Source organism: Pseudomonas sp. RC10 (assembly GCF_038397775.1).
GTDB lineage: Bacteria > Pseudomonadota > Gammaproteobacteria > Pseudomonadales > Pseudomonadaceae > Aquipseudomonas > Aquipseudomonas bambusae.
The window spans coordinates 3,469,579-3,486,881 of sequence record NZ_CP151650.1 but is presented as its reverse complement, the minus strand read 5'-3'; the positions used below and the strand labels follow the sequence as shown (position 1 = coordinate 3,486,881).

Sequence of the window (17,303 nt, the reverse complement as noted above, 5' to 3'; positions counted from 1 at the left end):
GTCCTTAGTGTCCTTCTACGGAAACCCATCATGAGCCTGACTCGACGCCAGTTGCTGGTTTACGCCGGTGCCACCGCCACCCTCCTACAACTCACACCCCGCTTCTCCTTCGCCGATGAACCGCCCGTGCGCGGCGGCACCCTGAGAATGCACATCGCTATCGAGCCGCCGATTCTGGTCAACCTGACCCACACCGCGGGCGCCACCGTGTACATCGCGGGCAAGGTCACCGAGGGTTTGCTGACGTACGACCTCGACCTCAACCCGAAACCGCAGCTCGCCACGGCCTGGACGGCGAGCGACGACGGCCTCGAATACACCTTTACCCTGCGTCAGGGCGTGAAATGGCACGACGGCCAGGACTTCACCGCCGATGACGTGGTGTTCTCCCTGCAAACCCTCAAGGCCTCCAACCCGCGAGGCCGTGCGACCTTCGCCAACGTCGCCAGCGTCACGGCGATCAACCCGCATCTGGTGCAGCTCAAACTCAGCAAACCTGCGCCGTACTTGCTCAAGGCCCTGGCCGCCTGCGAGTCGCCCATCGTGGCGAAACACGTGTACGGCGACGCCCGCCCGGAGACCCACGCCAACGCCACCGCGCCCATCGGCACCGGGCCGTTCGTGTTCAAGGAGTGGGTGCGCGGCAGCCATGTGATCCTCGAACGCAACCCGAATTACTGGGACGCGCCGAAGCCGTATCTGGACCGGGTGATCGTGCGTTTCATCGCGGACTCGGCGGCGACGGTGGCCGCGCTGGAAGCGGGGGAAATCGACATCTCCACGGGTGGCGTGCCCCTCAGCGACATCGAGCGGATCAAGACCAATCCGCGCCTGAGCGTCGATGATCGCGGCGAGCCCTACGTCAACAGCATCACCCGGATCGAGTTCAACTTCGACAACCCGTACTTGCAGAAACACGCCGTGCGCACGGCCATCGCCCATGCGATCAACCTGGACTTCATCCGCAAGACCATCTTCCTCGGCTACGGCAAACCGCTGTACGGGCCGATCAGCCCGGACATGAAAAACTTCTACAGCCCGGACCTGCCCCGCTACGCCTTCGACGTGGCCAAGGCCAACGAATTGCTGGACCAGGCCGGATTGCCGAAAGACAGCAGCGGCGTGCGCTTCAAGCTGACGCTCGACCCATTGCCGGGCCCTGAAACCTACCGGCGCACGGCGGACTACATCAAACAGGCGCTGGCGAAAGTCGGCATCCAGGTGACCCTGCGTTCCCAGGATTTCGCGACCTACGTGAAGCGGGTGTACACGGATCGGGATTTCGATTTCACGCTGAACGGCATGAGCAACCTGTTCGACCCGACCGTGGGCGTGCAACGGTTGTATTGGTCGAAGAATTTCAAGCCAGGGGTGCCGTTTTCCAATGGCGCGCATTACAGCAACCCGAAGGTCGACCAGTTGCTGGAAGCGGCCGCGATAGAGACGGACGTGCAGAAGCGTTTCGGGCTGTTTGCGGAGTTCCAGAAGGTTGTCGTCGAAGACTTGCCGGATTTGGGCGTCATGACCTTGGCAAACCCGGTGGTCTACGACAAACGCGTGACCGACTTCTTCGTCGGCGCCGAGGGGTTGGGCGGGAACGGGGCGCAGATTTACCTCAAAGGTTGAGTGAAATCGCTCCCACTGGAATTCGAGTCGCCACGCCATGTTTCGTGTGGTACGGGCTGAACTGTGGGAGCGAATTTATTCTGGGCAGCATTCCGACGAAGGTGCGTCGGGCGACAGATGTCTAGCGGCTGCACCGGCCTCTCGCGAATGAATTCGCTCCTACAGGGGGGGCCGCGCTGCCGCCCTGTTCGTCGCCTGGCGCGGACTCAGCTGTAGGAACGATCCATAAAAAAACAGGTTGCCCTCCGCCTGAGAAGCAACCTGTAAAAGCCTGAAGCATTCATGCGCTAACAGCGCTGGCGATCACTTGGCCGTGATCACCGACAACTTGGTAATCCCCGCCTTTTCAATCGACGCCATCGCCCGGGCCACCTCGCCGTAATTCACGCCGTTGTCCGCCTGCAACTGCACCCGCACATCGGCATTTTTGTCCTTGGCCGAACGCAGGTTGGTCTCCAGCAGATCCGGCTGAATCTCATCCTTGTTGATGAACAGCTTGCCCTTGTCATCGATGCTCACCACCAGCGGGTCTTTCTGTTCCACCGGGGCAACGGCTTCGGTTTTGGGCAGGTTGATCGGAATCGAGTTGGTCAGCAGCGGCGCGGTGACGATGAACACCACCAGCAGCACCAGCATCACGTCCACCAACGGCGTGACGTTGATTTCACTCAGCACTTCATCGCTGTCTTGTGTGGAGAAAGCCATCTCAGGACGCCTCCTTCACTTTCTGGCCCGCACCGGTGGCGCCGGATTTCAGCACCGGGTGCAGCAGCACGCGGAACGCATTTTTCTGCGCCAGGCTGTAGAAGTCGTGGGCAAAGTCATCAAGGTCCGCAGCGGTCAGTTTCAGACGACGCAGGTAATAGTTGTAAACCAGCACCGCTGGTACCGCGACAGCGATCCCGACGCCGGTCGCCACCAACGCCGCACCAATCGGGCCCGCCACGGTTTCGAGGCTCGCCGAGCCCGCTGCGCTGATGCCCTTGAGCGCCGACATGATCCCCCAGACGGTCCCGAACAGGCCGATGAAGGGCGACGTGCTGCCGATGCTGGCGAGGATGGCCAGACCGGTTTCCAGCGAGCGACGCTCACGGACGATCTGCTGGCGCAAGGCGCGCTCAAGGCGATCCTGATGGTTGATGGCCTGGCTCAAATCGGCGGCCTGCCCGCCTTCTGGTACCTGAATCGCCGCGTAGCCCGCCAACGCGACGCGGGCCGCTGCACCGGGTTGGGTCTGGGCCAGTTCAGCGGCGGAATCCAGGCTCGACGCGGCCCAGAATTGCTTGTGGAATTTCTTGTCCTGCCCCTTGAGACGGGCGAACTGCACACCTTTCAGCAGGGTCAGGCCCCAGGTGGCGACGGAGAAGACGATCAGCAGCCAGATGACCGCGTGTTCAATGGAATCGAAGGGGGAAGCGATGAGGTTCATGTGAGGCTCTCCAACAAGGCAAGGGATCGTTGTAGCGATGCGCCTTTTGTCAGGTGGCCCGCGGTGTCACGAATAGGGGTTGAACGTTATTTGATCTTGAAATCGATGGGCACGCTGACCCAGCCGTCAATCGGGTCATTGCCCTGTTTGGCCGGGACGAAACTCCAGCGTTTCACCGCCGCTTGTGCAGCGTCGTCGAGCTGCTCATGGCCACTGCTTTTCTGGACCTGGATTTCGCTCGGCTTACCGGTGCCCAGCACATGCACACGCAGCAACACGGTGCCTTCCCAGTTACGCCGCATCGCCAGCGCCGGGTATTCCGGGGCCGGGTTATGCAGGTAACCGGCGCTGGCGGAGGCCGGGGTGATGGGCGCCGGGGCGGGTGGAGCCGGCGGTGCAGGCGCCGCAACCGGTTGTGGCGGTGCGGGGGGTGCGGGCGGTTGCTCGACGGCTTTGGCCACCGGTTTAGGCACGGGTTTCACCACAGGTTTTGGCTTGGGAATCGGCTTGGGAATCGGCTTGGGGGGCGGCGGTTTCACGGCCAGTTCGTCTTCCACCGGAGGCGGCGGTTCGACCACGGGTTGAGGAATCGGCTCGGGCGGTGGTGGCGGTGTTTCGACCACAGGCGGCGCGGGCTGGGAGAACTCGATGGTCATCGGCGGGATTTCTGGCGGCACCACCGGCAAGGCTGGCGTCGGGGTGCTGTTGACCCAGTAGATCACCGCGCCGTGCAAGACCAGCGCGAACGCACCGAGCAGCACGGCCTCTCGCCGACTCAGAATGCGCCGGGGCGTGGTGTGCAGCCGGGACAGCGCCAGCGGCCCTCGATAGACCCGGCCCAGGTCGAGCAGCTCGCCGCCCGGCGCCTGACGCCAGAGCACGTCCAGTGCATTGGCGGTTTGGGCATTACTCATGTGTCACTCCTGCATGTCCACTTAAGGATGACAACGGCGTTCCAGAGCGTCTGACCTGCCGCAGTCACCTTTCGAATAATCCATGATTCGTTTTATCTCTTAAAAGAATATTTAGGTCGAAGACGCTTTGAATCAGGCATAAGCGACGCCCTGTCGCCGCGCTGAAATTGCTGAATAAGCTAATAGCCAGAAGGTATTTAAAGATTATTTCTTAGAACCCTATGATTCAGGGCTTGGCGTTCGCCAGCGTTTACGTCGACCCACATACTTCGAGCACGAATCGATCATGCCCAGCCCTCTCGACACCCGCCGTACCCCTCTTCGCCGTCCGCTGTTCGCGGGGCTGAGTCTCGCCCTCGCCCTCGCGTTCGTTTTGCCGTCAAGCGCTCAGGCACGGGAGACGGTGCGCATCGGCTATCAGAAGTCGTCGACGCTGATCACCTTGCTCAAGGCCCAGGGCACGTTGGAAAAAGCGCTGGGCAACGACAATATCGACGTCAGCTGGCACGAGTTCCCGAGCGGGTTGCCACTGCTGGAAGCGTTGAACATCGGCAACGTCGACATCAGCGCGGATGTCGCCGACACCGTGCCCATTTTCGCCCAGGCCGCTCAGGCCAAACTCACCTATTTCGCTGAAGAGTCGGCCTCCCCCCGTGCGCAGGCCATCGTCGTTTCCAAGGATTCGCCGATCCAGCAACTGGCCGACCTGAAAGGCAAGAAAGTCGCCGTGACCAAAGCGGCCGGCACCCATTACCTGTTGATCGCGGCGCTGAACAAGGCAGGCCTGACCTTCTCCGACATTCAGCCCGCCTACCTCACACCGGCTGACGGTCGAGCGGCGTTCGAGAACGGCAAGGTCGATGCGTGGGTCACGTGGGAACCCTTCCTGACCAGCGTTCAGCGCCAGTTGCCGACCCGCACCTTGACTGACGGCACCGGCCTGGCGAGCTACAAACGCTATTACCTGACCAGCACCGCCTACGCGGGCGCGCATCCGAAGGTGCTGAAGCTGGTGTATCAGCAGCTGCAGGAAGCGGGCAGCTGGATCAAGAAGAACCCTAAAGATGCCGCGAAAGTGCTGGGTCCGCTGTGGGGCAATCTGGACGTGGAAACCGTGGAATCCGCCAACGCCCATCGCAGCTATCAGGTCGAGCCGGTGAAGGCTGATCAGTTGGGCGAACAGCAGAAAATTGCCGACGCCTTTTTAGCAGCGGGTTTGCTGCCCAAAGCCGTGGATGCCAAGGACGTGGGCATCTGGACGCCCTGATTCGTCGCCACTGGCTCAATCTCACGCAACCGATTTTCGTTCACTTCCTATCGAGCACTGTTCATGAAAGGCCTGAAATCGCTGTCTGCTGCAATCGGCTCCGCCGTGCTGTTCAACGCACTGTTCGCCTCCTCCGCATTTGCCGGTCTGCTGGAAAAAGGCCGCACCCAAGGCCTGACCGCCGGGATCGCCAACGAGCAGCCTTACGCCTACATCGACACCACCGGCAAGACCGTAGGCGCCAACGTCGAGATTCTGCAAGCCATTCTCGGGCAATTGGGCATCAGCAAAATCGAAACCCCCATCACAGAATTCGGTTCGCTGGTGCCGGGGCTGGCGGCGGGACGTTTTGACCTGATCGGCGCGGGCCTGTTTATCAACCCGGCGCGCTGCAAGGTGATCGGCTATTCCAACCCGGTGACCCGCTCGGGCGGCGCGTTCATCGTCAAGGCCGGCAACCCGTTGAAGCTGCACAGCCTCAAGGATGTGGCCGCCAACGGCAAAGCTCGACTGGCCACACAGCCGGGCAGCAACCAGGTGCAGGAAGCCAAGGACAGCGGGATCGCCACCAGCAACGTCGTACTGCTGGACAAGGACACCGACGCCCTCGCCGCGCTGCAAGCCGGTCGCGTGGACGTGGTGTATTTCCCGGACGCGGAGATCATCAACCTGGTCAAGAAAGCCAACGACCCAAGCATCGAGCGCGCCCTGCCGTTCGACCAGATCCCCGACGCGGAAGGCAAGCCCATCTGGAATTACCACGCTTACGGTTTGCCGAAAAACGACCCGGCGTTTACCCAGGCCTTCAACGGGGAACTGGCGAAACTGCGGGCGTCGGGTGAATTGCTGAAGATATTGCAGAAGTACGGCTACACCGAAAATGAATTGGCTCCGGCAGATGTGACGGCCGAGCAGCGGTGTAATCGTTAGTGCTTCGTCTGGCGTGGATTCAACAGTAGGAGCGAATTCAGTGTCGCCACGCAATGTTTCGTCTGACGCGGACTGAACTGTGGGAGCGAATTCATTCGCGAAGGTATTTCAGGCGCTGGAGATGTGTCGGCTGTACCGCCCTTTTCGCGAATGAATTCGCTCCCACAGGTCTTGCGCTGATGTCCGGCCCCAACCCACACGAGTACGGCCATGTTCTTCGATTCTCCCGCCGTGGAAACGGCACGTTTCATCGCTCATCAGCTGGCCAACGGCGCATGGGTCACGCTTCAACTCACGTTCTTCGCTCAGTTGATCGTCATCGTGATGTCGTTCGTCATCGCCCTGATGCGGCTCTCGCCCTGGCGAATCCTGCGCTGGATCGCCACGGTCTACGTTGAAATCCTGCGGGGCATTTCGGCCCTTGTGTTGCTGTTTTACCTGTTCTTCATCCTGCCGCTGTTCGGCATCAGCCTGTCGCCGATGACCACCGGCATTCTCGGGCTGGGCCTGACCTTTTCCGCCTACGGCTCGGAGATCGTGCGCTCAGCCCTGAACAACGTCAGCCTCGGCCAGCGTGATGCCTTGCGGGCACTGGACTTCGACTCCATCACCGCCTTCCGCCGCATCGTGTTGCCGCAAGCCCTGCCCTTCATGCTGCCACCCATGGGCAACCAACTGGTCGAACTGCTGAAAACCACCTCGCTGGTGTCGTTGATCACCCTGAGCGACCTGACCTTTTCCGGCGGCCAGTTGATCACCACCCTCGGCCAACAAACGCTGATCTGGAGCATCGTGCTGGTCTGCTACTTCGCCATGGCCTGGCCGTTGAGCTGGCTGGTTAAACGCTACGAGCGCCACATCACGTCCTGGCGTCGCGGAGGTGCGAGATGATCTTCGACCCCGCATTCGCCTGGTCCATCGTCCCGGACCTGTTCGACGGTTTGCTGGTGACCGTGCAGGTGGTGATTCTGGGCTTCCTCCTCGCGACGCTGATCGGCCTGCTGCTCGCGATTGCCCAACGTACACGGCACACCGTGATCAGGCGGCTGAGCAGCGCCTACCTGAGCTTCTTCCGCAACACTCCGCTGATGGTGCAGCTGTACGTACTGTTTTTCGCCCTGCCTCTGGCGGGCATCACGCTGCCAGCGATGTCCACGGGGGTGATCGGCCTGGGCCTGTATTACGGCTCGTACATCGCCGAAGGGTTTCGCGGCGCCATTGAAGGCGTACCGGCCGGTCAATGGGAAGCGGCCCGGGCACTGGACTTTGACGCCACGACGACCTGGCGCCGCATCGTCTTGCCTCAGGCGCTGAAACCGATGGTGCCGGTGCTCGGCAATTACCTGATCGGCATGTTCAAGGAAACACCCCTGTTGGCGGTCATCAGTATTCCCGAGCTGTTCCAGGCGGCCAAACAGATCGCGGGCATGAGCTACCGCTACAACGAGCCGTACACGGTCATGGCGCTGATGTTCCTGGCCATCAGCATCCCCACTTCCCTGCTGTTCAAATATTTCGAAAGGCGCACTCATGTCTGATCTCACCAACGGCCTCCCCCTCGCCTCGCCGCAGATCGTCCTCAACGGCGTGGTGAAGCAATTCGGCGATAACCGGGTAATCGATCATCTGGATTTGAGCATTCCCCAAGGCCAGAAAGTCGCGCTGATCGGCCCCAGCGGTTCGGGGAAGTCCACGGTCTTGCGCCTGATCAAAGGGCTCGAAACCTACCAGCAAGGGCGTATCGAAGTGGCGGGCGCCCACGTGCCTGCGCGGTCCTCTGGCTGGCGCTGGCCAGGGTCGAAGAAGGCGCCAGTGGTGCATCGGGTGGGCATGGTGTTCCAGCAGTTCAACCTGTTTCCGCACCTGACCGTGCAGGAGAACGTGACGGAGGCGCCGTTTCGGGTGCTGAAACTCAGTCGCGAAGAGGCATTGACCCGCGCCCATGAATACCTGGGGTTGGTGGGTTTGAGCCATAAGGCCGACGCCTACCCGGCGCAGTTATCGGGCGGGCAGCAACAGCGCGTGGCGATTGCCCGTGCGTTGGCGATGCGGCCGCAGGTGATGCTGTTCGATGAAGTGACCTCAGCCCTCGACCCGGAATTGGTCGGTGAGGTGTTGGCGGTGATTCGGACGATTGCCTATGAGCAGCAGATGACCATGCTGCTGGTGACCCACGAAATGAAATTCGCCCAGGACATTGCCGACCGGGTGCTGTTCATGGAAGCCGGGAAAATCGTCGCGGACGGCACGCCCGATCAGATTCTCGTCAACCCGGAGAACGAACGGACGCGGCGGTTTTTGAATGTGGTGGAGCGGCGTTGAACCCGTGACGACGTCTTCGCTGCCGTCGTAACCTCCGGCGTCCCCCACAGGAATCTTTGGCGTATCGAGGCGCTGTGCCCGACGCAGATCCTGTAGGAGCTTCTGGAGGTTACGACAGTGGCGAAAGCGGTAGGTCAGCCCCAAATCCATCACTGACTCACCGCCCACGCGCTGGAAACGACCTTACGGCTTCCAGTCCCCACCTTCGACGATCACTGCCGCAGGGTCGGTGCCATCGGCCAGTTGGCTACGCACGTACTGGTCGTAGAGCTTGAGCAGGTATTTTTCCTTGCCCAGATTGGCGAGTTCGGTGTTCACCCAATCACGCAGCTCGACGTTGCCTTTCTTCACCGCTGGGGCAATAGGTGCTTCGTCGCCCAGTTTCTGGGTCAGCACGCGGTAGCCGGGGTTTTGCTTGGCCCAGCTGAACAGCACCAGATTGTCCTGCGCGTAGGCATCACCGCGACCGTTGGCCAGGGCTTGCAGCGACTCGGAGTTTTTCTCGAACTTCAGCAGTTTCCAGTCCGGGTGGTTTTTGGTCAGCCAGATGTCCGCCGTGGTGCCGGTGGTGACGATGGTGGTCTTCTTCGCCAGGTCATCAAGGCTCTTCACGTCGCTTTTCTCCGGCACCAGCGCCTGCACCGCCACGCGCAGGTTCGGGTGGGTGAAGTCCACGACTTGGGCGCGCTCCGGGGTCACGGTCATATTGGCCAGGATCAGGTCAACCTTGTCGCTTTGCAGGAACGGAATACGGCTGGCCGGCTCGACCACCACGAATTCGATTTTCTTCTCGTCACCCAGCAGATCCTTGGCGAAACGGCGGCCCAGGTCGGTGTCGAAACCGACGTAGTCACCCTTCTCATTGACGAAGCCGAACGGCGGTTTGTCGCTGAACACGCCCACGACCAGCTTGTCGCGGGCCTTGATCTTGTCCAGATACCCTTCGGCATGGGCAGCGACGCTGCCCCACAAACCGAGAGCCAGCAGAGGGAAAACGAGGGCAGTTTTAAGGTTCACGATGCATTCCTTTTAGGCATATTTTCTACGTAGGAGAATTTCTCCAGAAACTGCTGCGCGCGTGCGGTCTGCGGGGAGCTGAAGAAGGTTTCAGGGTCGGCCTGTTCGACGATGCGGCCACCGTCCATGAACAGCACCCGATCCGCCACCGCACGGGCAAAGGCCATTTCGTGGGTGACGATCAACAGGGTCATGCCGCTGCGCGCGAGGTCGAGAATCACCTCCAGCACTTCCTTGACCATTTCGGGGTCGAGGGCGGCGGTCACTTCGTCGAACAGCATGACGTTGGGGTTCATGCACAACGCACGGACGATGGCGATGCGTTGCTGCTGGCCACCGGACAACTCGCGAGGAAAGGCATCGCGTTTGTCCAGCAAGCCAACCCGCGCCAACAGCGTTTCCGCCTGCTGCCGCGCCTCGGCCTTCGGGCGCTTCTGCACGTTGACCGGGCCCAGCAGAATGTTGTCCAGCACGCTCATGTGCGGAAACAGGTGATAACTCTGGAACACCATGCCGATCTGCTGGCGAACGAGGCGCCAGTCGGTGTTGGCCGGCAACTCGCGGCCCATGAAACGGTAGTGCCCGGCGTGGCCCGCTTCGAGCCCGTTCAAGCAACGCAGCAAGGTGCTTTTGCCACAGCCGCTGGGGCCGAGAATGACCAGCACCTCGCCCTCTTTGACCTGGAGATCGACGTCCTGTAACACCGGGACATCGCCAAAACGCTTACTGAAACCGGACAGCTCTATCAATGCACTCATGAGTGACTCCAGCGTCGCTCAAGCACACGGGATGCGGCTGACAACGGGTAGCAGACGAGAAAGAAAAACAGGAACAGGAAGCCGTAGATCAGCACCGATTCGTAGGTGCGCTCGATGATCTGCTGGCCGATCTTGATCACATCGACCACGCCGATCAGCACCGCCAGCGAGCTGGTTTTGATGATGCGGGTGAACACGTTGATCATCGGCGGCGTCATGCGCTGCAAGGCCTGGGGCAACAAGACCCGGCCATACAGACCGGGCAGACTCAGTCCGATGGCCAGACCGGCCTCGCGCTGGCCACGGGGAATCGAACGCAAGGCGCCGCGCACCACTTCGCCGGTTTCGCTGATGCCCCAGAGGGACAGCACCAGCACCGCGCACCAGAAGCCCGGAATGCTCCAGCCGAAAAAGATCGGCAAGCCGAAGAAGAACAGGTACAGCCACACCAGCACCGGAATCGCCCGAAACGCTTCCAGGTAAATCAGCAGGAGGGTGTCCAGCCAGCGAATGCCGAGATTGCGCAGCACGCCATACGCCAGGCCGCCAACGCTGCTGAACACGATGGCCAAGGCGGAAATCCCCAGCGTGCGACCGATCCCCGTCAGCAATTGCGGCGCCGACACCCACAGCAACTCAAGACCCGAACTGGCCATGCTGGAGCCTCCTTTCGATCACGCGCAGCAACAGCGACAGCGGCACGAACAGCAGCACACACATACCGGTCATGACCGCGAGCATTTCGTAGGTCTTGTAGTAGAGCGCGATGTAGTTCTTGGTGGTGTACAGAATCTCGGGCACCGCGACTGCCGAGACCACGGTGGTTTCTTTGAGCAGGAACACGAAATTGGCGAACAATGCGGGCAGGCTGAGGATGCCCGCTTGCGGCAGGATCACATGCCGCAGCAACTGCCAGCGCGACAGGCCAATCGACAACCCCGATTCGATCTGCGCCTTGGGCACCGCCGCGACTCCGGCCCGGAGGATTTCCGTGAGGTACGCCCCGCCGAGAAAGGTCATGGCGATGATTGCCGAAGCAAACCCGGAGATGCGGATGCCGATGCTCGGCAGCGCGAAGTAGATGAAAAACAGCTGAATCAACAGCGGCGTGTTCCGCGCCAGTTCGACGTACCAGCGCACCAGCCGTCGCAGCACCGGCACTTCGAACACGGCGATGGCGGCGTTGATCAAGGCGACGCATAACGAGGTGACGATGGCGATCAACCCGACTTGCAGGGTGACCCACACCGCGACCAGAAACGCAGGCAATGTGGACAGCGCAAAATCGACATCGAAATTCATGGCGATTCACGCGGGGGCAGGCAGCCCCAAGACGCAGGGAAAGACAACAACGGACACTCCTGAACGATCGGACACAACGCGCCGGGCAGCGCATCGCGGGACAGATTCAGGGGATTGCAGGCTTTGTGCCATGCGTCATCGGCGCCGTTTTAAAGGCTTTCAGGCCTCGAATGACGGAGGTAACTGTTTGTTTTAAGGCATTTTTGTTCGGTCGGTGTTGCTGGCGCAACAGCAATAGGGCTGCCTTGCACGCTTTAGGCGTTGGTCATCGAACTGATGCGAACTTCGCGCCACCGTCATGCGCCGGAGGTCTTGAGGCGAGGTCTTCGACGACGCTGTGAAAAGCGTATGATCCAGCCAGCAGACACGCCTAAGCTAATGCCAAAATGATATTTAAAACAAAATTCATAGAACCTTATGCTCCATGCCTGACCGCCGTTCGCTGTGACCGGCGCGGACTTTCAACCAAGGCATCGACCCCCATGATCAAGACACATTGGACGGCCCCTCTCTCCCTGGCATTGAGCGTGTTTGCGTTCTCAATGGCCGCCCAGGCCGCTGACCTCACGTTCGGCTACATCACCGGCATCGACCCGGTGAAGCGCGCCATCGCTGACGGTGAGTACGAAAAAGCCATCGGCCAGAAAATCGACTGGCGCCAGTTCGACGCGGGCCCTGCGGTGATCGCGGCGATGGCCTCGGGTGACGTGCAGATTGGCAATTTGGGGTCGAGTCCGCTGGCGGCAGCGGCGTCAAGGAAAGTGCCGCTGGTGGCGTTCATCGTCACCTCGCAGATTCAAAGTTCCGAAGCGCTGGTGGTGCGTAATGGCAGCGGCATCGACAAGCCGGAAGACCTGATCGGCAAGAAAATCGCCGTGCCGTTCGTGTCCACCTCGCACTACAGCCTCCTTGGCGCATTGAAGCACTGGAACATCGATCCGAAGAAAGTCACCATCCTCAACCTGACCCCGTTGCAGATCACGGCAGCGTGGAAACGTGGCGACATTGATGGCGCGTTCACGTGGTCACCCGCGCTGGGGGAAATCCGCAAGACGGGCAAGATTCTGACCGACGCCGGGCAAGTGTCGCAGTGGGGTTCACCGACGTTTGAAGTCTGGGTCGCCCGCAAGGATTTTGCCGAGAAACACCCGGACGTCGTCGCCGGTTTTGCCAAGGTCAGTCTGGCCGCCATTGCCGATTACACGGCCCATCGTAGCGAGTGGACGGCCGACTCAACGCCGGTCAAGACCATTGCGCGCTTCACCGGCGCCAATGCGGCGGACGTGCCTGAGCTGCTGGACGGCTCGCACTTCCCCACGGCGGCAGAACAGAAATCGCCGGAATTGCTGGGTGGCGGCACGGTGACCGCGATTGCCAAGACGGCGGAGTTTTTGAAGGATCAGGGGAAGATTGAAAGCGTGCTGCCGGATTATTCGGCGTATGTGAGTGAGCAGTTCATTGCCAAATAGTGGGTGTGTCAAACAACACATCTGCGTCTGACCCACCGCTTTCGCGGCCGTCGCACAGCTCCGGCAGCTCCCACAAGGACAGCGTCGGACCGTAGACATTGCCGCGCCACCACCCTTGTGGGAGACGCCGGAGGTACGACGGCAGCGACAGCGGTGGGTCAGTGGAAGATGTGTTGCCTGATACACCGCTTTCGCGGCCGTCGCACAGCTCCGGCAGCTCCCACAGGGACAGCGTCGGACCGTAGACATTGCCGCGCCACCACCCTTGTGGAAGACAACGCTTACCGAGGCAACCCGCCCCCGGACCGCCTGACGATCTTGATCGAATGCTTGATGTTGGGCTTGCGCGTGACGCTGATTGCCCGTTTGGTCACGGTGTCCAGTGTGATGTTCCAGAACCCGCTGCTCGGCACGATGATTTTCGCCGGAAAGCGGTCGAACGCGCCGCCGTGGTAGGTGTGCCGACCGCCGTTCTTGAAGCTGCGAAAGTTGGCGTCGCTCATGAGGCGGATGTTGCACACGCCCGACGACTCGATGACCACGATGTCACCTTCATTGAGGTGCTCGCGCTGATGGATGTATTTCATGGGAAACCACAGACAGGACAGACAAGCCGCGAGAATATCACGGCCGCCTGCCCCGCTCCCCGGCTACATCGTCAGGTAGGCCTTGCGCACCGCCTCGTTCGCCGCCAGTTCCGACATGCTGCCCTCATAGCGCACCAGCCCCTTTTCCAGCACGTAGGCGCGGTCTGATACGAGTCCGGCAAAGTGCAAATTTTGCTCGGACAACAGAATGCTCGCGCCCTTGGCTTTCAACGCCAGGATCATGTGTGCCATCTGCTCGACAATCACCGGCGCGACCCCTTCTGACGGCTCATCCAGCAAGATCAGGAACGGATTGCCCATCAGCGTGCGCGCCACGGTCAGCATCTGCTGTTCGCCGCCACTCATCTGCCCGCCCGGCCGGTCTTGCATGGCGCCAAGGTTGGGGAAGAACTCGAACAGTTGTTGCGGCGTCCAGTTCAGCGCCTCGGTGCCGTCTGGCCAATGCCGGTTGGCCTGACGCCCCACTTCCAGGTTCTCGGTCACGGTCAGGTGAGTGAACACGCGCCGGTCTTCAGGGACGAACCCAAGCCCCAGTCGCGCCCGCTCAAACGGCGCCAGGGCCGAGATGTCCTGCCCCATGAAGTGAATGCCACCCTGACGCCGCGCCAGCATGCCCATCAACGCCTTGAACGTGGTGGACTTGCCTGCGCCATTGCGGCCCATCAAGGTCACGACTTCGCCGCGTTTGACGTTGAGATTCAGGTCGTACAGCACCTGAGCGGCCCCATACCAAGCGTTGAGGCCGGTGACTTCCAGAAGCGATTCACCCACCGAAGCGGCCTCCGGGCGTTGCGTGGACAGCACTGCGTTCATACCTGCACCTGCGACTGAGCGATTTCGTTTTCGAACGTCTTGCCGGTGCCGAAATACACTTCCTGCACCTTCGGGTGATTGCGGATGTACTGCGCGTCGCCTTCGGCAATCAAACGCCCACGGGCCAGGACGATCATCCGGTCGGCGTAGGCGAAGACCACGTCCATGCTGTGCTCAGTGAAGAGCACGGCCATCTTGCGCTCCACCACCAGCCGCTTGGTCAGCGCCATCAGGTCGTTGCGTTCTTCCGGCCCCATGCCCGCCGTGGGCTCGTCCATCAGCAACAGTTTCGGGTCGTTCGCCAGCCCCATTGCCAGTTCCACCCGCTTGACGTCGCCGTACGCGAGTTCGCTGCACGGGCGCTCGGCGTGGCGTTGCATGCCGACTTGGGCGAGCAAGTCCATGGCCTCTTCGCGGTACTGTTTGCGCGCCGAGGTGAACAGCGAAAAGCCTTTGCCGTGATGGGAAAGCAACGCCATCTGCACGTTCTCCACCACGGTCAGCGAGGCGAAGGTTTCGGCGATCTGGAAGGTGCGGCCCACCTGCATGCGGCAGATGTCGCGCGGGCGTTTGCCTACCAGTTCCTGCCCCAGCAGACGGATCGAACCGCCCGAGGCCTTGAGCTGGCCGCCGACCATGTTGAAGGTGGTGGATTTGCCTGCGCCGTTGGGGCCGATCAGCGCCAGCAGCTCGCCTTCGTGCAGGTCGAAGTTGATGCCGTCGACGGCACGGACGCCGCCGAAGGACTTGTTCAAGTCACGTACTTGCAGAAGGGTCATGCCTGTTTCTCCATCACCGTGGTAACGCTTGCCTCATGCGCAGGCGACCGAGATCGCCACGCGTGCCACCACCCGCCCACTTGTTGAAAGAACCCGGCGATGCCCTGCGGAAAGACCAGTACCAGCAGCAGGATCACGCCGCCGAACACCGCCCGCCAGTAGTCGGTGGCGCGCATGATCGAGTCCTGCAAGACACTGAAAACACTGGCGCCGACCACCGGCCCCAGCAGGTTCTGAATGCCGCCGAGCAGGACCATCACCAGCCCGTCCACGGACTTGCCGACCGCCATGGCGTCCGGCGAGATGCTGCCCTTGGAAAAGATGTACAGCGTGCCCGCCAGCCCGGCGAACACCCCGGCGATGACGAACGCCAGCCATTGCACGCGTTTGACGTCGATGCCGATGGCGTCGGCGCGCAAGGCTGAATCCCGCGCCGCCCGCAGGCTGTAGCCGAACGGCGCGAACAGGATGCGTCTGACCAGAAAAATACTCACTGCCACCAGAATCAGCGTCAGGTAGTAATAGCGCGTGCCGTCGAGCCAAGCCGACGGCCAGATGCCGGTGATGCCGTTGGAGCCGCCGGTGACGTCCTCCCACTGGAACACCACCGACCAGACGATCTGCGAGAACGCCAGCGTCAGCATCGCCAGGTACACCCCCGACAAGCGCACGCAGAACCAGCCGAAGACGAACGCGCCCAACCCCGCCACCAGCGGCGCGAAAGCAAAGGCCATCGGCATGGGCATCGTCAGCACCTTGAACAGAATCGCGGCGCCGTACGCTCCCAGCCCGAAGTACGCGGCATGGCCGAACGAGTGCATGCCACCGGGGCCCATGATGAAGTGCAGGCTGACGGCGAACAGCACGGTCACCAACACGTCTTGAGTCAGCACGCTGGCATAGGGCAGCCAGGTCGAAAGCAGCGGTAGCACGGCCAATACCAGCAACCCCACACCGACCAGCCATTTGAACGAGGTCGAACCCGGTCGCATCGGGGCTTCCACCGGCGCCGAATTGCGGCTGGTGGCTTGTGGTTTGCCCATCAGGCCCCACGGCCGGATCACCAGCACCACGGCCATGACAAGAAACTCGATCACCAACGTGAGCTTGGAAAACGACACGCTGATGCCGAACAGGGTGACCGACCCCAAGCCGATGCACAGCGCCTTGATTTCGGCGATGAGCAGGGCCGCGACATAAGCCCCCGGCAACGACCCCATGCCGCCCACCACCACGATGACGAAGGCCTCGCCGATGGTGCGCAAATCGAGGGAAAGGCTGGCCGGTTCCCGGGGCAACTGCACCGCGCCGCCGAGCCCCGCCAGCATCGCGCCCAAGGCGAAGACACTCGTGAACAGCCACGCCTGATTGACGCCGAGGGCGCCGAGCATTTCCCGGTCCTGAGTCGCCGCGCGAACCAGCACGCCCCACCGCGTGCGCACCAGCAACAGCCACACCAGACCCAGCACAATCGGCCCGATGGCGATCAGGAAAAAGTTATAGGTGGGGAACTGACGCCCCAGAATGTCGATGGAGCCGGACAACCCCGGTGCACGACGACCGAGCAGTTCTTCCGCGCCCCAATAGCCGAGCACCGCGTCGTTGATGACCAGCACCAGGGCGAATGTGGCCAATAACTGGAACAGTTCCGGCGCCTTGTAGATGCGGCGCAGCAGAACGATTTCCACCACGGCGCCAATCAGGCCCACGGAAATCGCCGCCAGCGCCAAACCAAGCCAGAACCCGGCCGCACCCATCGACCCCATGAGGTATTCGACGATGGAATAGGCGATGTACAACCCGAGCATGTAGAACGAGCCGTGGGCGAAGTTGACGATGCGGGTCACGCCAAAAATCAGTGACAGCCCCGCCGCCACCAGAAACAGCGACGACGCTTCGGCCAGGCCGTTGAGTAACTGTGAAAATAACGCTGAAAAGTCCATGACGCCCTCGATCTGGGGCAGCGCGGTCACCTCATCCGCGATCAGGCGTAGGTTCCCGCTGCCAGCACAGGACCTGTGGGAGCCGGCTTGCTGGCGAATGCGGTGGGTCAGTTATTTCACTTTTCA

17 protein-coding genes and 1 pseudogene are annotated in these 17,303 nt (G+C 61.4%); 7 read left to right on the top strand and 11 right to left on the bottom strand.

Annotated elements, in window-relative coordinates; genetic code table 11:
- Positions 1-30 precede the first annotated feature (30 nt).
- Positions 31-1,626: an ABC transporter substrate-binding protein gene (locus tag AAEO81_RS16100; RefSeq protein WP_341957736.1), complete on the top strand. Its 1,596-nt coding sequence runs from the start codon at positions 31-33 to the stop codon at positions 1,624-1,626.
- A gap of 303 nt (positions 1,627-1,929) precedes the next feature.
- On the opposite strand, the gene AAEO81_RS16095 is transcribed toward AAEO81_RS16100, so the two are convergent.
- The 3 genes from AAEO81_RS16095 to AAEO81_RS16085 form a co-directional block, all read right to left on the bottom strand.
- Positions 1,930-2,331, bottom strand: a complete 402-nt coding sequence (locus AAEO81_RS16095; protein WP_166594380.1) for a biopolymer transporter ExbD — start codon at positions 2,329-2,331, stop codon at positions 1,930-1,932.
- A gap of 1 nt (position 2,332) precedes the next feature.
- Entirely contained in the window at positions 2,333-3,055 is a 723-nt protein-coding gene (locus AAEO81_RS16090; protein ID WP_341957734.1) for a MotA/TolQ/ExbB proton channel family protein, read from the bottom strand.
- Positions 3,056-3,141: 86 nt separating this feature from the next.
- Positions 3,142-3,969: an energy transducer TonB gene (locus AAEO81_RS16085; RefSeq protein WP_341957733.1), complete on the bottom strand. Its 828-nt coding sequence runs from the start codon at positions 3,967-3,969 to the stop codon at positions 3,142-3,144.
- A 286-nt stretch (positions 3,970-4,255) separates the two neighbouring features.
- Here AAEO81_RS16085 and AAEO81_RS16080 point away from each other — a divergent pair, with 286 nt between their 5' ends.
- From AAEO81_RS16080 to AAEO81_RS16060, 5 genes are all read left to right on the top strand, one after another.
- Positions 4,256-5,236, top strand: coding sequence for an aliphatic sulfonate ABC transporter substrate-binding protein (locus tag AAEO81_RS16080; protein WP_341957731.1), 981 nt, complete (start codon positions 4,256-4,258; stop codon positions 5,234-5,236).
- Between the two features lie 63 nt (positions 5,237-5,299).
- A complete protein-coding gene (ehuB, locus tag AAEO81_RS16075; RefSeq protein ID WP_341957730.1) occupies positions 5,300-6,166 on the top strand; it encodes an ectoine/hydroxyectoine ABC transporter substrate-binding protein EhuB in 867 nt (288 codons plus the stop codon).
- A gap of 210 nt (positions 6,167-6,376) precedes the next feature.
- On the top strand, positions 6,377-7,057 hold the full coding sequence (ehuC, locus tag AAEO81_RS16070) for an ectoine/hydroxyectoine ABC transporter permease subunit EhuC (protein WP_341957728.1): 681 nt from the start codon (positions 6,377-6,379) through the stop codon (positions 7,055-7,057).
- On the top strand, positions 7,054-7,704 hold the full coding sequence (gene ehuD / locus AAEO81_RS16065) for an ectoine/hydroxyectoine ABC transporter permease subunit EhuD (RefSeq protein WP_341957726.1): 651 nt from the start codon (positions 7,054-7,056) through the stop codon (positions 7,702-7,704). Before ehuC ends, ehuD begins: the two co-directional genes overlap by 4 nt.
- Positions 7,697-8,488: an amino acid ABC transporter ATP-binding protein gene (locus AAEO81_RS16060; RefSeq protein ID WP_341957724.1), complete on the top strand. Its 792-nt coding sequence runs from the start codon at positions 7,697-7,699 to the stop codon at positions 8,486-8,488. The genes ehuD and AAEO81_RS16060 overlap by 8 nt, the downstream gene beginning before the upstream one ends.
- Positions 8,489-8,671: 183 nt before the next feature.
- On the opposite strand, the pseudogene AAEO81_RS16055 reads toward AAEO81_RS16060, so the two are convergent.
- The 4 genes and pseudogenes from AAEO81_RS16055 to AAEO81_RS16040 form a co-directional block, all read right to left on the bottom strand.
- Positions 8,672-9,430: pseudogene (locus tag AAEO81_RS16055) on the bottom strand (transporter substrate-binding domain-containing protein); the annotation flags it as partial.
- Positions 9,431-9,501: 71 nt separating this feature from the next.
- Positions 9,502-10,263, bottom strand: a complete 762-nt coding sequence (locus AAEO81_RS16050; RefSeq protein WP_341957723.1) for an amino acid ABC transporter ATP-binding protein — start codon at positions 10,261-10,263, stop codon at positions 9,502-9,504.
- The gene (locus AAEO81_RS16045) at positions 10,260-10,919 is read right to left on the bottom strand and encodes an amino acid ABC transporter permease (RefSeq protein WP_341957721.1); all 660 of its coding nucleotides are present in this window, start codon (positions 10,917-10,919) and stop codon (positions 10,260-10,262) included. The genes AAEO81_RS16050 and AAEO81_RS16045 overlap by 4 nt, the downstream gene beginning before the upstream one ends.
- On the bottom strand, positions 10,900-11,565 hold the full coding sequence (locus AAEO81_RS16040; RefSeq protein WP_341957719.1) for an amino acid ABC transporter permease: 666 nt from the start codon (positions 11,563-11,565) through the stop codon (positions 10,900-10,902). Before AAEO81_RS16040 ends, AAEO81_RS16045 begins: the two co-directional genes overlap by 20 nt.
- A gap of 482 nt (positions 11,566-12,047) precedes the next feature.
- On the opposite strand from AAEO81_RS16040, the gene tauA reads away from it, so the two are divergent.
- On the top strand, positions 12,048-13,034 hold the full coding sequence (gene tauA / locus AAEO81_RS16035) for a taurine ABC transporter substrate-binding protein (RefSeq protein WP_341957717.1): 987 nt from the start codon (positions 12,048-12,050) through the stop codon (positions 13,032-13,034).
- A gap of 281 nt (positions 13,035-13,315) precedes the next feature.
- Here the strand turns inward: tauA and AAEO81_RS16030 are convergent, their stop codons facing one another.
- From AAEO81_RS16030 to AAEO81_RS16015, 4 genes are all read right to left on the bottom strand, one after another.
- Positions 13,316-13,621, bottom strand: a complete 306-nt coding sequence (locus AAEO81_RS16030) for a DUF1883 domain-containing protein (protein ID WP_341957715.1) — start codon at positions 13,619-13,621, stop codon at positions 13,316-13,318.
- Between the two features lie 63 nt (positions 13,622-13,684).
- Positions 13,685-14,455 carry an ABC transporter ATP-binding protein gene (locus tag AAEO81_RS16025; protein ID WP_341957714.1) on the bottom strand — a complete coding sequence of 257 codons (771 nt, stop codon included), beginning with the start codon at positions 14,453-14,455 and terminating at the stop codon, positions 13,685-13,687.
- A complete protein-coding gene (locus AAEO81_RS16020; RefSeq protein WP_166594365.1) occupies positions 14,452-15,234 on the bottom strand; it encodes an ABC transporter ATP-binding protein in 783 nt (260 codons plus the stop codon). The genes AAEO81_RS16025 and AAEO81_RS16020 overlap by 4 nt, the downstream gene beginning before the upstream one ends.
- A complete protein-coding gene (locus tag AAEO81_RS16015; RefSeq protein ID WP_341957712.1) occupies positions 15,231-17,207 on the bottom strand; it encodes an ABC transporter permease in 1,977 nt (658 codons plus the stop codon). Before AAEO81_RS16015 ends, AAEO81_RS16020 begins: the two co-directional genes overlap by 4 nt.
- Positions 17,208-17,303: the final 96 nt, after the last annotated feature.

Coding starts and splice junctions, on each gene's coding strand:
- ehuD (WP_341957726.1), top strand. CDS start 7,054: ATGATCTTCGACCCCGCATTCGCCTGGTCCATCGTCCCGGACCTGTTC.
- AAEO81_RS16030 (WP_341957715.1), bottom strand. CDS start 13,621: ATGAAATACATCCATCAGCGCGAGCACCTCAATGAAGGTGACATCGTG.
- AAEO81_RS16095 (WP_166594380.1), bottom strand. CDS start 2,331: ATGGCTTTCTCCACACAAGACAGCGATGAAGTGCTGAGTGAAATCAAC.
- AAEO81_RS16085 (WP_341957733.1), bottom strand. CDS start 3,969: ATGAGTAATGCCCAAACCGCCAATGCACTGGACGTGCTCTGGCGTCAG.
- ehuC (WP_341957728.1), top strand. CDS start 6,377: ATGTTCTTCGATTCTCCCGCCGTGGAAACGGCACGTTTCATCGCTCAT.
- AAEO81_RS16020 (WP_166594365.1), bottom strand. CDS start 15,234: ATGACCCTTCTGCAAGTACGTGACTTGAACAAGTCCTTCGGCGGCGTC.
- AAEO81_RS16080 (WP_341957731.1), top strand. CDS start 4,256: ATGCCCAGCCCTCTCGACACCCGCCGTACCCCTCTTCGCCGTCCGCTG.
- AAEO81_RS16100 (WP_341957736.1), top strand. CDS start 31: ATGAGCCTGACTCGACGCCAGTTGCTGGTTTACGCCGGTGCCACCGCC.
- AAEO81_RS16045 (WP_341957721.1), bottom strand. CDS start 10,919: ATGGCCAGTTCGGGTCTTGAGTTGCTGTGGGTGTCGGCGCCGCAATTG.
- AAEO81_RS16040 (WP_341957719.1), bottom strand. CDS start 11,565: ATGAATTTCGATGTCGATTTTGCGCTGTCCACATTGCCTGCGTTTCTG.
- AAEO81_RS16050 (WP_341957723.1), bottom strand. CDS start 10,263: ATGAGTGCATTGATAGAGCTGTCCGGTTTCAGTAAGCGTTTTGGCGAT.
- AAEO81_RS16090 (WP_341957734.1), bottom strand. CDS start 3,055: ATGAACCTCATCGCTTCCCCCTTCGATTCCATTGAACACGCGGTCATC.
- ehuB (WP_341957730.1), top strand. CDS start 5,300: ATGAAAGGCCTGAAATCGCTGTCTGCTGCAATCGGCTCCGCCGTGCTG.
- AAEO81_RS16025 (WP_341957714.1), bottom strand. CDS start 14,455: ATGAACGCAGTGCTGTCCACGCAACGCCCGGAGGCCGCTTCGGTGGGT.
- tauA (WP_341957717.1), top strand. CDS start 12,048: ATGATCAAGACACATTGGACGGCCCCTCTCTCCCTGGCATTGAGCGTG.
- AAEO81_RS16060 (WP_341957724.1), top strand. CDS start 7,697: ATGTCTGATCTCACCAACGGCCTCCCCCTCGCCTCGCCGCAGATCGTC.